General features: G+C 66.7%; 17 protein-coding genes and 1 pseudogene. 10 read left to right on the forward strand and 8 right to left on the reverse strand.

Annotation, left to right across the window (positions count from 1 at the left end; all coding sequences use genetic code 11):
• Complete coding sequence (locus tag FCE95_RS09100; RefSeq protein WP_137266715.1) at window positions 1–789, reverse strand: uroporphyrinogen-III synthase; 789 nt, start codon at window positions 787–789, stop codon at window positions 1–3.
• 157 nt (window positions 790–946) lie between these two features.
• Here FCE95_RS09100 and FCE95_RS09105 point away from each other — a divergent pair, with 157 nt between their 5' ends.
• The 5 genes from FCE95_RS09105 to FCE95_RS09125 all read left to right on the forward strand — a co-directional run bounded on the left by FCE95_RS09105 (window position 947) and on the right by FCE95_RS09125 (window position 4,050).
• Entirely contained in the window at window positions 947–1,405 is a 459-nt protein-coding gene (locus FCE95_RS09105) for a YiiD C-terminal domain-containing protein (RefSeq protein ID WP_137266716.1), read from the forward strand.
• Between the two features lie 32 nt (window positions 1,406–1,437).
• The gene (locus FCE95_RS09110; protein WP_137266717.1) at window positions 1,438–1,848 is read left to right on the forward strand and encodes a hypothetical protein; all 411 of its coding nucleotides are present in this window, start codon (window positions 1,438–1,440) and stop codon (window positions 1,846–1,848) included.
• 79 nt (window positions 1,849–1,927) lie between these two features.
• Complete coding sequence (locus tag FCE95_RS09115) at window positions 1,928–2,362, forward strand: rhodanese-like domain-containing protein (protein WP_137266718.1); 435 nt, start codon at window positions 1,928–1,930, stop codon at window positions 2,360–2,362.
• 140 nt (window positions 2,363–2,502) lie between these two features.
• Window positions 2,503–3,024 (forward strand): protein-export chaperone SecB, encoded by a 522-nt coding sequence (gene secB, locus FCE95_RS09120; RefSeq protein ID WP_137266719.1) that lies wholly within the window; start codon window positions 2,503–2,505, stop codon window positions 3,022–3,024.
• A gap of 3 nt (window positions 3,025–3,027) precedes the next feature.
• Entirely contained in the window at window positions 3,028–4,050 is a 1,023-nt protein-coding gene (locus FCE95_RS09125; protein ID WP_137266720.1) for an NAD(P)H-dependent glycerol-3-phosphate dehydrogenase, read from the forward strand.
• 73 nt (window positions 4,051–4,123) lie between these two features.
• On the opposite strand, the gene FCE95_RS09130 is transcribed toward FCE95_RS09125, so the two are convergent.
• The 3 genes from FCE95_RS09130 to FCE95_RS09140 all read right to left on the reverse strand — a co-directional run bounded on the left by FCE95_RS09130 (window position 4,124) and on the right by FCE95_RS09140 (window position 6,506).
• Window positions 4,124–4,720 (reverse strand): outer membrane beta-barrel protein, encoded by a 597-nt coding sequence (locus tag FCE95_RS09130; RefSeq protein WP_137266721.1) that lies wholly within the window; start codon window positions 4,718–4,720, stop codon window positions 4,124–4,126.
• Between the two features lie 313 nt (window positions 4,721–5,033).
• Window positions 5,034–5,597, reverse strand: a complete 564-nt coding sequence (locus tag FCE95_RS09135) for an OmpO family porin (RefSeq protein ID WP_137266722.1) — start codon at window positions 5,595–5,597, stop codon at window positions 5,034–5,036.
• Window positions 5,598–5,891: 294 nt separating this feature from the next.
• Entirely contained in the window at window positions 5,892–6,506 is a 615-nt protein-coding gene (locus tag FCE95_RS09140) for a TetR/AcrR family transcriptional regulator (protein ID WP_137266723.1), read from the reverse strand.
• Between the two features lie 60 nt (window positions 6,507–6,566).
• Here FCE95_RS09140 and FCE95_RS09145 point away from each other — a divergent pair, with 60 nt between their 5' ends.
• A complete protein-coding gene (locus FCE95_RS09145) occupies window positions 6,567–6,968 on the forward strand; it encodes a hypothetical protein (protein WP_137266724.1) in 402 nt (133 codons plus the stop codon).
• Between the two features lie 233 nt (window positions 6,969–7,201).
• On the opposite strand, the gene FCE95_RS09150 is transcribed toward FCE95_RS09145, so the two are convergent.
• The 3 genes from FCE95_RS09150 to FCE95_RS09155 form a co-directional block, all read right to left on the reverse strand.
• On the reverse strand, window positions 7,202–7,663 hold the full coding sequence (locus FCE95_RS09150; RefSeq protein ID WP_137266725.1) for a tRNA (cytidine(34)-2'-O)-methyltransferase: 462 nt from the start codon (window positions 7,661–7,663) through the stop codon (window positions 7,202–7,204).
• Window positions 7,664–7,689: 26 nt separating this feature from the next.
• Window positions 7,690–7,854 carry a hypothetical protein gene (locus tag FCE95_RS17105; protein WP_189644707.1) on the reverse strand — a complete coding sequence of 55 codons (165 nt, stop codon included), beginning with the start codon at window positions 7,852–7,854 and terminating at the stop codon, window positions 7,690–7,692.
• Between the two features lie 225 nt (window positions 7,855–8,079).
• Window positions 8,080–8,793 carry an SDR family oxidoreductase gene (locus FCE95_RS09155; protein ID WP_137266726.1) on the reverse strand — a complete coding sequence of 238 codons (714 nt, stop codon included), beginning with the start codon at window positions 8,791–8,793 and terminating at the stop codon, window positions 8,080–8,082.
• 96 nt (window positions 8,794–8,889) lie between these two features.
• On the opposite strand from FCE95_RS09155, the gene FCE95_RS09160 reads away from it, so the two are divergent.
• The 4 genes and pseudogenes from FCE95_RS09160 (at window position 8,890) to FCE95_RS09175 (ending at window position 14,401) form a co-directional block, all read left to right on the forward strand.
• Window positions 8,890–11,772, forward strand: a complete 2,883-nt coding sequence (locus FCE95_RS09160) for a M16 family metallopeptidase (protein ID WP_137266727.1) — start codon at window positions 8,890–8,892, stop codon at window positions 11,770–11,772.
• 224 nt (window positions 11,773–11,996) lie between these two features.
• Window positions 11,997–12,299 (forward strand): annotated as a pseudogene (locus tag FCE95_RS09165) (DUF4156 domain-containing protein); the annotation flags it as partial.
• 142 nt (window positions 12,300–12,441) lie between these two features.
• On the forward strand, window positions 12,442–13,458 hold the full coding sequence (locus FCE95_RS09170; RefSeq protein ID WP_137266729.1) for a 3-oxoacyl-ACP synthase III: 1,017 nt from the start codon (window positions 12,442–12,444) through the stop codon (window positions 13,456–13,458).
• 61 nt (window positions 13,459–13,519) lie between these two features.
• Window positions 13,520–14,401: an alpha/beta fold hydrolase gene (locus FCE95_RS09175; RefSeq protein ID WP_137267543.1), complete on the forward strand. Its 882-nt coding sequence runs from the start codon at window positions 13,520–13,522 to the stop codon at window positions 14,399–14,401.
• A gap of 165 nt (window positions 14,402–14,566) precedes the next feature.
• Here the strand turns inward: FCE95_RS09175 and FCE95_RS09180 are convergent, their stop codons facing one another.
• Window positions 14,567–14,914, reverse strand: a complete 348-nt coding sequence (locus FCE95_RS09180; protein ID WP_137266730.1) for a YkgJ family cysteine cluster protein — start codon at window positions 14,912–14,914, stop codon at window positions 14,567–14,569.
• Window positions 14,915–15,223: the final 309 nt, after the last annotated feature.

The following is a 15,223-nucleotide window of genomic DNA, read 5'->3' on the forward strand; positions in this document are numbered from 1 at the left end:
CTAGCGGAAGCGGCGTTCGGCGGCTGCCTGGGCGAGCGCTGCGACCAAGTCGGCCGGGCGCGCGCTGGCGGCGACGAGCGTACGGCCGAAGCCGGCTTCGCGGGCGACAACGGCCAGGCGTTCGCTCGCCACGACGGCGAGGGAATCCGGCCAAGCCTGGGCCCATTCCGGCGGCAGCGCTTGCCGCGTCCGCTGCAAGGCTTCGCCGCTGCTGACGACCCAGGCGTACGGTCGGGTCAGGGCGCGCAGTTTGTTCGATGTCGCCGCGGACCAGACCACGGGCTCGCGTTCGTACACGTCGCTGCGCAACACGCGCGCGCCGCGCGCCGCCAGCGCCGGCGCGATCGCGCCGCGCCCGCCGGGCGCGGTGACCAGGCCGACATCGGTGCCGCGCAGCGCTTGCAAATCGGGTAGTGCGAGCAAGCCATCGCTGTCCATCCGCTGCGGCGTGCGGATGCGTTGCGGAGGAACGCCGGCGCGCCGCAGCGCGGCGGCCGTGCCTTCGCCGATCGCGAACCAAATCCGCCCCGGTCCGGGCCGCAACTTGCGCAATGCGGAAGCGGCGGCGACCGCAGCCGGACTGGTGAATACGACGCGTTCGGCGGCGAGCGCTTCGCGCAACGCGGTGCGGGTCGCCGGATCGTCGCGCCGCCGCAATCGCCACGGCGACAACGCCAGCACGCGCGCGCCGTGTTTCGCCGCCGCCCGGCGCATGGGCGCATGCCCGCCGGCGGGGCGCAGCGAGATCAGTGTCCAACCGGACAGCGGCGACGGAGGTGCGCGCGTCATGGAGCACAGCTTGGCACAGCCGCGGCATTGTGGGAGCGGCTTCAGTCGCCGTCGCGGCGGAAAGAAAGAACTCGCGGCTGAAGCCGCTCCCACAAGATCCAGGCCGTACGTTTCAGCGGTGCCGCGAAGCGCGTTGTCGTCGCGTATCCTTGCGGCGATGGACATCGCCAACGCCCTCGCCAAGCTCGACGCCTACTACCAGGCCATGCCGCCGGTGGCGGCGATGCGTTTGCGCATCGCCCATTACGATGCGCAGCATCTGAAGCTGCACGCGCCGTTGGCGCACCACGTCAACGACAAGGGCTGCGCGTTCGGCGGCAGTTTGAGTTCGCTGATGACGCTGGCGGCCTGGGGACTGGTGTCGATGCGCCTGGAAGCCGCCGGATTGCCTTCGGACGTGTACGTCGCCGACAACCGCGTGCGCTATCTGGCGCCGCTGTATGCGGACCTGGAGGCCGAAGCGGCGCTGTCGCCGGAAGGCTCGTGGGACGAATTCCTGACCACGCTGCGCAGCCGCGGCCGCGCACGCACGCACGTGGACGCATGGGTGCGCTTGCCCGGCGGCGAGACGGCGGCGGAATTCAGCGGACGCTTCGTCGCCTTCGCCAAAGGTTAGGATGGGCGCCGATGCGAAGGAGGGGAAAGCCGATGCGCAAGTTCACGTTCGCCCTGGCGGTCTGTGTCGCGCTGCTGCTGGCCGCTTGCGGCGGGGGCCAGAAGAACGCGCTGCTCGCGGCGCAGAACGCTTACGCCGGCGCGATCCGCTGGGGCGAGTTCGAAAGCGCCTGGGCGCGGGTCGATCCCGAGTACCGCGAACAGCACCCCATGACCGAGCTCGAATTCGAGCGGTACGCGCAAATCCAGGTTTCGTCCTACCGTGACCTGGACGAAGCGGTGCTGGAGGACGGCAGCCCGGCGCGGCTGATCGAAATCGGGGTGATCAACAAGCACACCCAGGCCGAGCGCACGATCCGCTACCGCGAGGAGTGGCGCTGGGATTCGGAAAAGAAGACCTGGTGGGTGCGCGGCGGCCTGCCGGACTTCTGGGCCGGCGGCTGAGCGGCTCCGGCTAGGGATTCTTTGCGCCGTAACCGCGACTCGGCGACAATCGCCGCCCGTTTCGCGCGAAGTCCCTGCCTTGAATTTCGAAGAATTGCTGGCTTTCGCCGGCCGCCACCCGATGTTGTCCCTGGGCCTGGCGGGCCTGACCCTGGCGATCGTCTACACCGAAGTCGCCCGTCTGTTCCGCCCCTACAAGGCGTTGCGGCCGGCCGAACTGACCGGGCTGATCAACCGCGAGAACGCGCTGGTAGTGGACCTGTCGCCGACCGCGGACTTCGACAAAGGCCATATCGCCGGTAGCCGCAATGTCGCGCCCAGCCAGTTCGACCCCGAAAACAAGCAGCTCGCCGGCGCCCGTTCGCTGCCGGTGGTGGCGGTGTGCCGCAACGGCCAGGCTTCGGCGGACGCGGCCAAGCGGCTCAAGAAGGCCGGTTTCGAGAAGGTCTATTGGCTCGACGGCGGCATCGCCGCCTGGCAGCAGGCCGATCTGCCCCTGGTCAAGGGCCGCTGAGTCTTGGTGGGAGGGGCTTCAGCCCCGGCAAACCCGCTGCCGCTTGCTGTCGGGACTGAAGCCCCTTCCGCAAGAGCCAAATCCCCGGGCGTGCGATAATCGCCCACTTTCCCGCACGAATTAACGATTGGAGTAAGGCAATGTCCGACGAAATCAGCAACGGCGCGGCCGCCCCGGCCGAACAAGCCGCCGGCGCCACCTTCGTGGTCGACAAGCTGTACCTGAAGGACGTTTCCTTCGAAGCGCCGAACGCGCCGATGATCTTCAACGAGCAGGGCCAGCCGGACCTGCAGATGAACCTCAACCAGCGCGTGCAGCGCGTGGGCGAAGACGCCTACGAAGTGGTCCTGGGCATCACCCTGACCTGCACCGTGAACGGCAAGACCGCGTATCTGGCCGAAGTGCAGCAGGCCGGCGTGTTCGGCATCAGCGGCTTCGCCGAACAGGGCCTGGACGCGATGCTCGGCACCCAGTGCCCGAACGTGCTGTATCCCTATGCGCGTCAAGCGATCGGCGACTTGATCGTCGGCGGCGGCTTCCCGCCGTTCTATCTGCAGCCGATCAACTTCGACGCCGTCTACGCCGAAGGCCTGCGCCAGCGCGCCGAAGCGCAGGAGAACGGCGATCTGTCTTCGGGCACGGAGACGGCCGGCAACGCCTGATCCATGGCGACCGCGCCCTCCGTCGCGGTGCTGGGCGCGGGCTCTTGGGGCACCGCGCTGGCTGCGCTGATCGCGCGGCACGGCCATCCGGTGGTGTTGTGGGGCCGCGACGCCGAATGCGTCGCGGCGATCGACGCGCGCCACGAGAATCCGCATTACCTGCCCGGCATCGCCTTGCCGGAAAGCATCCGCGCCACCACCGATCTGCAGACCGCTTTGCGCGACGCCGATCTGGTCCTGGTGGTGGTGCCTTCGCATGCTTTCGCCGAAACCTTGCGCACCCTGGCGCCGCACCAGCCCGCGCATGCGGGCGTGGCCTGGGCGACGAAAGGTTTCGAACCGGGTTCGGGACGTTTCCTGCATGAAGTCGCCGCCGACATCCTCGGCGAGGACGTGCCGCTGGCGGTCGTCACCGGGCCTTCGTTCGCCAAGGAAGTCGCGATCGGTTTGCCGACCGCGCTGACCGTGCATTCGGATACGCCCGAATTCGCGCAATCGGTCGCCGACGTGCTGCACGGCCCCGCGTTCCGCGCCTATACCGGCAACGACATGGTCGGCGCCGAACTCGGCGGCGCGATGAAGAACGTGCTGGCCGTGGCCACCGGCGTGGCCGACGGCATGAATCTCGGCTTGAACGCGCGCGCCGGCCTGATCACCCGCGGCCTCAACGAAATGCTGCGCCTGTCCGCGGCGATCGGCGCGCAGCCGGAAACGCTGATGGGCTTGGCCGGCTTGGGCGATCTGGTGCTGACCTGCACCGGCGATCTCTCGCGCAATCGCCGCCTCGGCTTGGCGCTGGGACGCGGCCAATCGATCGACGATGCGGTGCGCGAAATCGGCCAAGTCGTCGAATCGGTGCAGACCGCGGACGAAGTGATGCGCCAGGCCGAGCGCCACGGCGTGGAATTGCCGATTTCGCGCGCGGTGCAAGCGGTGCTGCACGGCGAGATCACCCCGGCCGACGGTTTGCGGCAATTGCTGGCGCGCGATCAGAAGCCGGAATATCCCGAAACCCTGTTCCGCTGATCGCTCCCACAATAAAGCGCAACAAAAAGCCCGGCGCGTAGCCGGGCTTTTCGTTTGCTGCGGAACGCGAAGATCAGAAGCTGGCGCGCACGCCGATCAGGTACTTCGTCGCATCGATGCCGTCGTCGATCTCGCCCGCCTCGATCTCGCCGACCAAGCCCCAGGTCTGGTTGAACTTGACCTGCGCGCCGATCAGGCCGGAGAAGCCGTCGAAGTCGCCGCCGCTGTAGCTGCCCTTGATATAGCCTTCGAAACGGTCGTTGAAGGCGCTGCGGAAGCCGACGCTGGCGCGGTAACCGTCGGCCTTGCCGTCGGCGAAATCGCCCGCACCGATTTCCTGGCGCAGATAGCCCACTTCGGCGATCAGATCGGTGCTGCCGTTGCCCAGCGGATAGTGGTAGCCGACGCCCAGCTGCAGTTCGTCGAAATCCACGTCGACGCCGGCGTCGTCGTTCTTGGTCGAGCCGTAGCTGCCGAAGAAATGGAAATCCTTGCCGGCTTCGACCGAGCCGCGCACCTGGAAGCCGTCGAAATCGGCATCGCCGACGCCGTCGACATCGACGTTGAGACGGGCCCAGCCCGCTTCGACGTAGGTGTAGCCCGGTTCGGCCGCGGAAGCGGCCAGCGGCAGTGCGGCCAGCGCGAGCGCCAGTGCGAGTTGCTTCTTCATGAAATCCCCGTCCTTGAATTAGAGAAATTAAAAAACGCCGCGCCCAAGCCGCGGCGGTGGCGAATGATAAATAATCGTTAATCCTGCGGACAACCCTGTCTTTTGGCCTATCCGGCCAACATGGAACCGTAGAGTCGAGCCTGCTCGACTGCTCTTGTCCCAATGCAGTGATTCGGCAGAAAAAGCAGTCGAGCAGGCTCGACTCTACGGAAGCGAAAAAAACGAAGCCCGGCCTGAGCCGGGCTTCGCATCGCGACGGCAGAGGGGAGAGAGCCGTCAGTCGCGATTTCGCAGAACGCTTATCAGGGCGCGCTTACCAAGTCAGGCGCGGACCGACGAACCACTGCGTGTCGCCGTCGGCGAACTTGACGTCGGTGCTGATGCCCCAGTTCTGGTTGAACTTCACCTGCGCGCCGAGACGGCCGTAGAAGTCGCCGTCGATGTCGATGCCGTACTTCTTCTGGTAATCCTCGTAGCCGGCCATCGCGTAGCCTTCCAAGTTCGGCAGCAACGAACCGCGCACGCCCACTTCCGCGCTCCAGCCGTTGAAGTCGACCAGGTCGGCATCGAACTTTTCGTAGGCGATGCGGGTGACCAGGTCGGCCTTGGGCGCGATTTCGTGGTTGTAGCCCACGCCCACGCGCCATTGGTCGAAATCGCCGTTGATGTCTTTCAGTTCCTGCTTGGCGTAGCCGCCGAACAGGTGGAAATTGGGATGGACCGCGACCGAGCCGTCCAGGCCCCAGCCGTCGGCGTCGCCGTCGCCGTTGGTGGCGACATAACCGCCCTGTACGTAGTTATAGGAAATGCCTTCGGCGGCCGATGCGGCGAACGGCAGCGCGGCGAGCAGGGTGAGCGCGAGCAAGGACTTCTTCATGGGGGCCGAACCTTGTGATTGGTTGTTATTAGACCGGCGCTGAAGCGATCGCGCGGATGCCGTTCGCTGCCGGTGCGCGCAGTATCCGCAGACCCGGATAACGGAACCTGAATTTTAAACTCACAAGTTCTGAAACTTTTGGCTGCGATTCAGGTCGTGACGCAGGTCATGCATGGTCGTAGGCGGAAAGTCATGCGTGCGGTGCTTCCCGTCGTTGTGCGAATGCCGTGCGCGCTACGCAGACTGCCGCGCAGGTCGCCAGCTTCAGCGATCCTGCGATCGGCGCCTGAGCGATCAGCGCGCCGCGTCGGCGAGCAGCGCAGACAGCGCCGACTTCAGCATGCGTCGCGCCGCCGCGGGCTTGCGACTTTGCGCGGTCAGCGTGGCGTACGTCGCATAACTGGTCAGCGCGAACGCCAAGTCGCCGATCTCGTCGGCTTGCGCCGCGCGCAATTCGCCGGCGTCGACCAGCCGCTGCATCAGCGCGCCGATCAGCTTGCGCCGGCGCGCGTTGCGTTCGGCCAGCGCCGCGGCGAATTCGGAATCGCCGGCGGCGGCCGCATGCAGCGTGCCCAGCGCCTGGTTATGGGCCCAGAACTCGCAGAACACGTCGACGACGCGATCGAGAGCGGCGCGCGGATCGGGCATGGCCATCGCGCCCGCCAAGCGGTGCAGGCCGCCTTCGCGCGCGATCTCGTCGAACACCGCTTCCAGCAAGCCGCGGCGCGAGCCGAATTGGTTGTAGACCGTCAGCCGGGTGACGCCCGCGGCCTTGGCGACCGCTTCCAGCGAGACCTTGCCCGGATCGGGCGCCTTGCGCAGCAGGCGCTCGGCCGCAGCGAGCACATTCGCGCGGGTTTCGGCGGCGGCGGCATCGCGGGCCGGACTGGAGTAGGTGCGTTCGGGCATTGCAATCCGGTTTTATTGAGTATACAACTTGTATAACCAAATATCGCAAGGGAATCCCCGATGCAGACGGTACTGATCATAGCCTTGTCGTTGCACGTGCTCGCCGCGGTGTTCTGGGCCGGCGGCACCTTCGTGATGGCGCGCGGCGCGGCCGACGGCAGGCGCCTGGCCAAGCCGATGCTGGGTGCCGCGCTGGTCACGCTGCTCAGCGGCGGCTACCTATGGCATGCGCTGCACGGCGCGGCGTTCGGCAAGCCGGAAACGGTGCTGGTGGTCGGCATCGGCTGCGCGTTGCTGGCGTTCGTGCTGCAGGCCGGCGGCGGCGCCATCGCCCGCGCTCAGATGAAACGCGGCGCGCTGGCCTTGGACGGCGCCAAACTGCGGATGGCGAAGATCCAGCGCATCGCCGCGCCACTGCTGGCGCTCACCATCGTCTGCATGGCCGCGGCGCGCTACGCCTGAGCGCCTGTAGCTCCTCTCCCATCGGGGTGAAACCGCACTGCTTGCGCGCCATGGCGCGCGTGCGGTTGAACGCCAGCGCCGCTGGCGCGGGCCGGGGCGCGGAGCGAGGTTGGGGTGAGGGTTCGGCGAAGTCGAGCAGGTTTCAGATCGCGTCGTGAACTGCAGCGATGCCGCTTCGCCGAACCCTCATCCGCCCTTCGGGCACCTTCTCCCGATGGAGAAGGAAAGCGAGGCTAGCTGCCTTTGAAATCGAGCTGGCGCCAAGCCTCGAACACCACCACGGCGACGGCGTTCGACAGGTTCAGGCTGCGGTTGTCCGGACGCATCGGCAGGCGCAAGCGATGTCCGGGTGGGATCGCCGCCAGCACGGCGTCGGGCAGCCCGCGCGTCTCCGGTCCGAACAGGAAGGCGTCGCCGGCGGCGAAGCGCGGCTGGTCGTAACGCACGCTGTTGCGGGTGCTCAGCGCGAACAGCCGTTGCGGCGAGATCGCGGCCAGGGCGGCGTCGAGCGAGTCGTGCACGCGCAGCGTGGCGTATTCGTGGTAATCCAAGCCCGCGCGCTTGAGCTGTTTGTCTTCCAGAGCGAAGCCGAGCGGGGCGATCAAGTGCAATCGCGCGCCGGTGTTCGCGCACAAACGGATGGCGTTGCCGGTGTTGGGCGGGATTTCGGGCTGGTAGAGGACGACATCGAACATCCGCGCATTATGCGCGGCGTCCGCGCTCAGCCGGGAATCGCGCTGGAAATCGGCGCGCGCAGGCAGGCTTCGGCGCGCAAGAAATCCTGTTCCTGCTGTGGGGCGAAGCGCACCGAGACGAAGCCGGCGGTGAGCAGGCACAGCATCGGCAGGGCGAGCAGGCCGCGGCGCAATTGGTGACGGAACGACATGGGACACCTCCTTCGGGTATCTCTATCGACGCAAGCGGCGTGCCAGCCTTGGCCTTCGATCGGCGCGAATAACGCCCAGGACGCGTGTCCGCCGCGTCCGTCCGCGCGGACGGCGGACGCTCGGCCGTTTTTTTGTGGGAGCGGCTTTAGCCGCGAGCTCTTCCATGGTCGCGACGATCTACAAGAAGAGCTCGCGGCTAAAGCCGCTCCCACAAAAAGCGTGCATTACCAAGGCAACCGTTCGCCCCGCCAATCGAAATACCCGCCGCTCTGCGCAGGCTTCAAGCCGTCGATCAGCTGCAGCAGACCCTTCACAGAATCGGCCACGGGCAAGGTCGCCTGATCGCCGCCCATGTCGGTTTGCGCCCAGCCCGGATGCAGGGCGACGACTGCGATCTTGCGATCGGCCAGCGCTTTGGCCAGCAACGCGGTCGCCATGTTCAAAGCCGCCTTGCTGATGTTGTAGCTGGGCGTGCCGAACCGGCCCAGGCCGGCGATGGAACCCAATTCGGAGGTGATGTTCGCCACCGTGGCGCCATCGGTGAGTTTTTCCGACAAAGCCTGGGTCAGCAGGAACGGGCCCATGGCATTGGTGCGGAAGCTGTCTTCCAGGTTCGCCGCGGACACGCGGCCGAAGCGCTCGCCCGAATGCAGCACGCCGGCGTTGTTGATCAGCAGATCCAGACGGTAGGGTTCGCCTTCCTCGCCGAGCAGGTCCAATTCGCGGGCCAATTCGGCGTGGGATTTGGGATCGGTCACGTCCAGCGGCAACATCCGCAAACGCCCCGGATTCAATCCGGCCAGTTGATTGAGGGCGGAAGCTTTGCCCGGGTGGCGGCAGGCGGCGACGACGCGGTCGCCGCGGGCCAGGCATTGGCGGACGAATTCCAGGCCCAGGCCGCGATTGGCGCCGGTGACCAGGCAGTGGCGGACAGGCATGGGCACCCCCGGAAATTCATGACCGACGGCTAGTGTAGGCAGCCCCACGTCCCGGTAGCATGACGGGCTTCGTCCGCCCGCTTCCAGGAGTGCCGCATGCCTTCGATCCGCCTGCCCCGCGCCGTTCTGTACACGACTCTGCTCGCCGCCCTGGTCGGCGGCTGCGACAAGACACCGGCGCCGAGCGGCGATCAAGCGCAAACCTCCGCGGCCGCGCCCGCGCCGGCGAAGGCCGAGGTCGACATCGCGTACGAAGAGTTCACCTTGCCCAACGGCCTGCGCGTCGTCGTCCACACCGACCGCAAGGCGCCGGTGGTGGCGGTGAACCTGTGGTACCACGTGGGCAGCAAGGACGAGCCGGCCGGGCGCACCGGCTTCGCGCACCTGTTCGAACATTTGATGTTCAACGGTTCGGAGAACCACAAGGGCGAATTCTTCGAACCCTTCGAGCTGGTCGGCGCGACCAATATGAACGGTACGACGTGGCTCGACCGCACCAACTATTTCGAGAACGTGCCGACCACCGCGCTGGACATGGCGCTGTGGATGGAATCCGACCGCATGGGCCATCTGCTCGGCGCGATCGACCAGAAGACGCTCGACGAACAGCGCGGCGTCGTCCAGAACGAAAAGCGCCAGGGCGAGAACCAGCCTTACGGCCAAGCCGACGACGAGATCTACAAGGCGCTGTATCCGAAGAGCCATCCCTACCACCACAGCACCATCGGTTCGATGGCCGACTTGAACGCGGCTTCGCTCGACGACGTGAAGCAGTGGTTCCGCACCTGGTACGGCCCCAACAATGCGGTGCTGGTGCTGGCCGGCGACATCGACGTCGCCACCGCCAAGGAAAAGGTCGCCAAGTATTTCGGCGACATCCCCGCCACGCCGACCATGAAGCGCCAGCCCGTCACCGAAGGCGCGCACGCTGAAGCCACGCGCGCGACCATGACCGACAAGGTGCCGCAGGCGCGCGTCTACCGCGCCTTCAGCACGGCCAAATACGGCGATGCCGACCTCGACCGCTTGCAGCTGTTCGCGCAGGTGCTGGGCGGCAGCAAGAGCTCGCGCTTGAACAAGCGCCTGGTGTTCCAGGACAAGCTGGCCGATGAGGTCGAAGCCTTCGTGTGGCCGTTCGAGTTGGCCGGCACGTTCTACATCCAAGCCGACGTCAAGGAAGGCGTGGATCCGGCCAAGGTCGAAGCGGCGATCGACGAAGAGTTGAAGAAGCTGCTCGCCGAAGGCCCGACCGACGCCGAACTGAAGCAGGCGCAGACCGTGTTCAAGGCCGGCTTCGTGCGCGGCATCGAGCGCATCGGCGGCTTCGGCGGCAAGGCCGACGCCTTGGCCGAATGCGCGGTCTACACCGGCAATCCCGGCTGCTTCCGCGACAGCCTGAAAGTCATCGCCGACGCCAAGACGGCCGACGTGAAGGCCAGCGGCGAGAAATACCTCAGCCGCGGCGGCCACACGCTGGTCGTGCTGCCGGGCGCGCGCACCGAGATTCCGGAAGACGTCGCGGTCACGCCGGAACCGATGGCGCTGCCGCCGGTCGATCCCAAATTCACCGTCACCCAAAGCGACGTCGACCGCAGCAAGGGCGTGCCGCAAACCGCGCAGTTCCCGGAACTGAAATTCCCCGAACAGCAGCGCGCGACGCTGAAGAACGGCACCAAGCTGATCCTGGCCGAACGCCACGACGTGCCGGTGGTGCAGATGACCTATCTGTTCAACGGCGGCTACAGCGCCGACCAGGGCCGCAAGCTCGGCACTTCGAGCTTCTCGATGGGGATGATGGACGAAGGCGCCGGCGATCTCGACGCATTGGCCTTCGGCGACCGCCGCGAATCGCTGGGCGCCAACCTCAGCGCCGGCGCATCGCTCGACGGCGGTTCGGCCATGCTGTCCGCGTTGAAGGAAAACCTGGATCCGTCGCTGGCCTTATTCGCCGACATGATTCGCAAGCCGCGCTTCGACCAGAAGGAAATCGATCGCGTCCGCGCCACCTGGATCGCCGGCATCAAGCAGGAGAAGGCGCAGCCGCAAGGCGCCGCGCTGCGCGTGCTGCCGCCGCTGCTGTACGGCGAAGGCCATCCTTACGGCATTCCGTTCAGCGGCAGCGGCACCGAAGCGTCGATCGCGTCGCTGACGCGCGAGGACATGCTCGCCTTCCAGCGCGATTGGGTGCGGCCGGAGAACGCCACCCTGGTCGTGGTCGGCGACACCACGCTGGCCGAGATCGTGCCGCTGCTGGACAAGTACTTCGGCGATTGGAAGGGCGGCGACGGCGCGGCGGCGAAGACCGCGACGCTGGCGCAGGTGGAACGCCCGGCCAAGCCGCGCGTCTATCTGATCGACCAGCCCGGCGCGGTGCAAGCGAACATCTTCGCCGGCGAAGTGGTGCCGTCCAGCGCCGATGCCGGCGCGATCAAGTTCGACATCGCCAACTCGGTGCTCGGCGGCGAGTTCTCTTCGCGCTTGAACATGAACCTGCGCGAGAACAAGCACTGGGCCTACGGCGCGTACAGCTTCACCCCGAACGCGTTGGGCCAGCGGCCGTGGCTGGCGTTCGCGCCGGTGCAGATCGACCGCACCGCCGATTCGCTGAAGGAAATGCAGCGCGAAATCTCCGAGTACGCCAGCGGCAAGGTCGGGCCGAAGCCGGAAGAAGTGGCCAAGATCCAGGCCACCGAGATCCGCGGCCTGCCGGGCTCGTACGAAACCGCCGCGGCGGTGATGGGCACCATCGCCAGCAACGTGCGTTACGGCCGCCCGGACGATTACGTGTTCAAGCGCAAGGCCGAGATCGAAGGCCTGACGCCGGACCAAGTGAAGGCCGCCGCGGCGACGATCGACCCGGCCAAGCTGACCTGGGTCGTGGTCGGCGATCTGTCCAAGATCGAGAAGCCGGTGCGCGCGCTGAACCTGGGCGACATCTCGATCATCGATGCGGACGGCAAACCGGCCGGGAAGAAGTAAACCGCCGCTGCGTCGTCGAAGAAGCGGGCACGCATCCGTGCCCGCTTTTTTGTTGCCGGAGTCGAAGGGCGCGCTCTTGTGGGAGGGGCTTCAGCCCCGACAAGAGCCGCGGGATGGCTTGTCGGGGCTGAAACTCCTCCCACAAAAGCCGCGGTCCACACGAACGATTCATTCGATCCGCGCCACAATCCTTCCGCGATTCTTCCCGGAGCCGGCCCATGCGCATCGCTGTCCTTTTCATCGGAATTCTCGCCGCTACCGGCTGCACCTGGGTCCACATGGCCCCGGGCGCCCAAGCGGTGCGCGTGGTCGAAGGCCCGCCGGCCGGCTGCGAGAAGCGCGGCGAGGTCTCGGTGTCGGTGCGCGACAGCGTCGCCTTCTACCAGCGCAACGAGCTCAAAGTCCGCGACGAATTGGAGACTTTGGCCCGCAACGAAGCCCCGGGCCTGGGCGCCGATACGGTCAGCCCGCTGGCCCCGCCGAGCAACGGCGAACAGCGCTACGCAGCCTGGCGCTGCGGTCCGAACGCTTCGGCGCCCGCTCCGCGCACCGCGCCGGCCGCCGGCGAAGCCCAGACCTACCCTGCCAGCGGCTGAAGCCTTCATGCGCCGGGGGGCGCTATCCGGTACGATGCGCGGTCATTTTCGGCTGACCGCCAAGGGCTCGCCCATGCTGTTCCAACATGTCGCCATCGCCGGCCTCGCCCACGTCGACGCGCCGCGCCGGCTCACCAGCGACGAGATCAACGCCCGCCTGAAGCCGACCCTGGATCGTTTGAAGATCAAGGTCGACGTGCTGCAGGACATCGCCGGCGTCCACGCCCGCCGCCTGTGGGACGGCGAAGTGCAGGCGTCCGACGCCGCCACCCTGGCCGGCGTGAAGGCACTGGCCGATGCCGGCATCGAACCCAGCCGGGTCGGCCTGCTGGTCAACACCTCGGTCAGCCGCGACTTCCTGGAGCCGAGCACGGCCTCCATCGTCAGCGGCAACCTGGGCCTGGGCGACGAGTGCCAGAACTTCGACGTCGCCAACGCCTGCCTGGCCTTCCTCAACGGCATGGACATCGCCAGCCGCATGATCGAGCGCGGCGAGATCGACTACGCCCTGGTCGTGGACGGCGAAACCGCCAACCTGGCCTACGACAAGACCATGGAGCGCCTGCTCAGCCCCGACGTCACCGAAGAGCAGTTCCGCAACGAACTGGCCACCCTGACCCTGGGTTGCGGCGCCGCCGCGATGGTCCTGGCCCGCGCCGAACTCGCCCCGGGCGCGCCGCGCTACCGCGGCGGCGTGACCCGCGCCGCGACCGAGTGGAACGCGCTGTGCCGCGGCAACCTGGACCGCATGGTCACCGACACGCGCATGCTGCTGATCGAAGGCATGAAGCTCGCGCAGAAGACCTTCAACGCGGCCAAGATCGCGTTGGGCTGGGTGGTGGAAGAGATGGACGAATTCGTCATCCACCAAGTCAGCAAGGCGCACACCGCCGCCTTCATTAAGGCTTTCGGCATCGACCCGAAGAAGGTCATGACCATCTTCGGCGAGCACGGCAACATCGGCCCGGCCTCGGTGCCGATCGTGTTGAGCAAGCTGCGCGAGATGGGCCGCCTGAAGAAAGGCGACCGCGTCGCGTTGCTCGGCATCGGCTCGGGCCTGAATTGCTCGATGGCCGAAGTGGTCTGGTAAGCCCGGCCGCATCACGATCACGGGGCCGGTTCGTCCGGCCCTTTTCATGTCCGCGACCGCGATGAATTTCCCGGATTACCCGTTCCAGCCGCAGCGCTTCGAAGTCCTCCCGGGCATCGCGATGTCGTACCTGGACGAAGGCCCGCGCGACGGCGAAATTATCGTGATGCTGCACGGCAATCCGTCGTGGAGCTATTACTGGCGGCATCTGGTTCTGGGATTGCGCGACCGGTATCGCTGCATCGTACCGGACCATGTCGGCATGGGCTTGTCCGACAAGCCTAGCGACGAAAATTATCGCTACACGTTGCAATCGCGCGTCGACGATCTGGCGGCGTTGCTGCGACACCTGCGCATCGACGGCCCGGTGACGCTGGTGGTGCACGACTGGGGCGGGATGATCGGCTTCGGTTGGGCTTTGTCGCACGCGGCGCAGGTCGAGCGGCTAGTGATCACCAATACCGCCGCGTTTCCGCTGCCCGCGGCGAAGAAAATGCCCTGGCAGCTGTCGTTCGGCCGCGATTCTTCATTGGGTGCGTTGGCGATCCGCGGTTTCAACGCGTTCTCCGGCATCGCTTCGTACGTCGGCGTGGAAAGGCGCATGCCGGCCGATGTGCGTCGCGCTTATGTCGCGCCTTACGATTCGTGGGCGAACCGCATCGCCACGCTGCGTTTCGTGCAGGACATTCCGCTATCGGAAAAAGACGCCGCATGGCCGCTCGTCGCCGAAGCCGGCCGGCGCTTGCACGACTTCGCCGACCGGCCCGCGTTCCTCGGCTGGGGCTTGAAGGATTTCGTCTTCGACCGGCATTGCCTGGACGAATTCACCGCCGCCTTGCCGAAGGCGCAAGTGCGGACTTTCGACGACGCCAACCATTACGTGATGGAAGACAAGCACGAAGTCCTGGTGCCGGCGATCCGCGCCTTCCTCGACGCGACCTGAGCTTTTCGCTCGTGTAGAGCGGAGCTTGCTCCGCTGCTCTTGCTCTTCGTAATGCGAATTCATTCGCACGCCCTTGATCGAGGGGAAAAGCGTGCGAATGAATTCGCACCTACGAAAAGCGAATGCAATGGCAAAAGCAGCGGAGCAAGCTCCGTTCTACACGAGCTAAGCGGGTAGCCAGGCGTCCGGGGTCAGCGGCGACAGCCCATAACGCTGCCGCGCCCGATCGCATTGCGGGCTCGGCGCGCCGTTTTCCCAGGCCGGCAGCAGATCGCGGCACGGATCGGGCCTGGCCGCATAAATCCGGCAGCCGACCGCTTCCCCGACCCGGCCGTCCAATGCCGCGCAATGCGGATCGCGCGCATCGGTGCCCTTCATCGCCATCCGATGCGGACCGACCGGCTCGGCCAGCGCATCCGGAATCGCACCGCCCGCGCTGGCCAATCCCAGCCAGTGGAAACTGACCCGGAAGGCCGCGCAGCAGGCGCCGCAGCTAAGGCAGGGATGGGGCATCGCGAGAAAAAAGATTGCCGGGCGCGGCATTCTGCCGATTCGTAGCCTCCGCGCAAGCGCCGAGACAAGCCCTCTCCCGCTTGCGGGGTGAGGGGCCCTGTTTGCGAGCCATTGGCTCGCAGGGCATCGAACGCCAATGCGCTATGCGCGTTGGCCGGGGTGCGAAGCAGGGTTGGGTGAGGGTGAGTCGCGACCGTATTGCCCTCACCCTAGCCCTCGCGCCCCGGCCCGCGCTTACGCGCAGGCGCTCAACGGCGCGCGCGGCGGTGCCGCGCAAGCAGCGCCTCTTCGCCCCGCAAGCGGGAGAGG

The sequence above is a fragment of the Luteimonas gilva genome (assembly GCF_005239095.1).
In the GTDB taxonomy this organism is placed as follows: domain Bacteria; phylum Pseudomonadota; class Gammaproteobacteria; order Xanthomonadales; family Xanthomonadaceae; genus Luteimonas_C; species Luteimonas_C gilva.

Coding starts and splice junctions, on each gene's coding strand:
- FCE95_RS09100 (WP_137266715.1), bottom strand. CDS start 789: ATGACGCGCGCACCTCCGTCGCCGCTGTCCGGTTGGACACTGATCTCG.
- FCE95_RS09105 (WP_137266716.1), top strand. CDS start 947: ATGGACATCGCCAACGCCCTCGCCAAGCTCGACGCCTACTACCAGGCC.
- FCE95_RS09110 (WP_137266717.1), top strand. CDS start 1,438: ATGCGCAAGTTCACGTTCGCCCTGGCGGTCTGTGTCGCGCTGCTGCTG.
- secB (WP_137266719.1), top strand. CDS start 2,503: ATGTCCGACGAAATCAGCAACGGCGCGGCCGCCCCGGCCGAACAAGCC.
- FCE95_RS09125 (WP_137266720.1), top strand. CDS start 3,028: ATGGCGACCGCGCCCTCCGTCGCGGTGCTGGGCGCGGGCTCTTGGGGC.
- FCE95_RS09130 (WP_137266721.1), bottom strand. CDS start 4,720: ATGAAGAAGCAACTCGCACTGGCGCTCGCGCTGGCCGCACTGCCGCTG.
- FCE95_RS09135 (WP_137266722.1), bottom strand. CDS start 5,597: ATGAAGAAGTCCTTGCTCGCGCTCACCCTGCTCGCCGCGCTGCCGTTC.
- FCE95_RS09140 (WP_137266723.1), bottom strand. CDS start 6,506: ATGCCCGAACGCACCTACTCCAGTCCGGCCCGCGATGCCGCCGCCGCC.
- FCE95_RS09145 (WP_137266724.1), top strand. CDS start 6,567: ATGCAGACGGTACTGATCATAGCCTTGTCGTTGCACGTGCTCGCCGCG.
- FCE95_RS09150 (WP_137266725.1), bottom strand. CDS start 7,663: ATGTTCGATGTCGTCCTCTACCAGCCCGAAATCCCGCCCAACACCGGC.
- FCE95_RS17105 (WP_189644707.1), bottom strand. CDS start 7,854: ATGTCGTTCCGTCACCAATTGCGCCGCGGCCTGCTCGCCCTGCCGATG.
- FCE95_RS09155 (WP_137266726.1), bottom strand. CDS start 8,793: ATGCCTGTCCGCCACTGCCTGGTCACCGGCGCCAATCGCGGCCTGGGC.
- FCE95_RS09160 (WP_137266727.1), top strand. CDS start 8,890: ATGCCTTCGATCCGCCTGCCCCGCGCCGTTCTGTACACGACTCTGCTC.
- FCE95_RS09170 (WP_137266729.1), top strand. CDS start 12,442: ATGCTGTTCCAACATGTCGCCATCGCCGGCCTCGCCCACGTCGACGCG.
- FCE95_RS09175 (WP_137267543.1), top strand. CDS start 13,520: ATGAATTTCCCGGATTACCCGTTCCAGCCGCAGCGCTTCGAAGTCCTC.
- FCE95_RS09180 (WP_137266730.1), bottom strand. CDS start 14,914: ATGCCCCATCCCTGCCTTAGCTGCGGCGCCTGCTGCGCGGCCTTCCGG.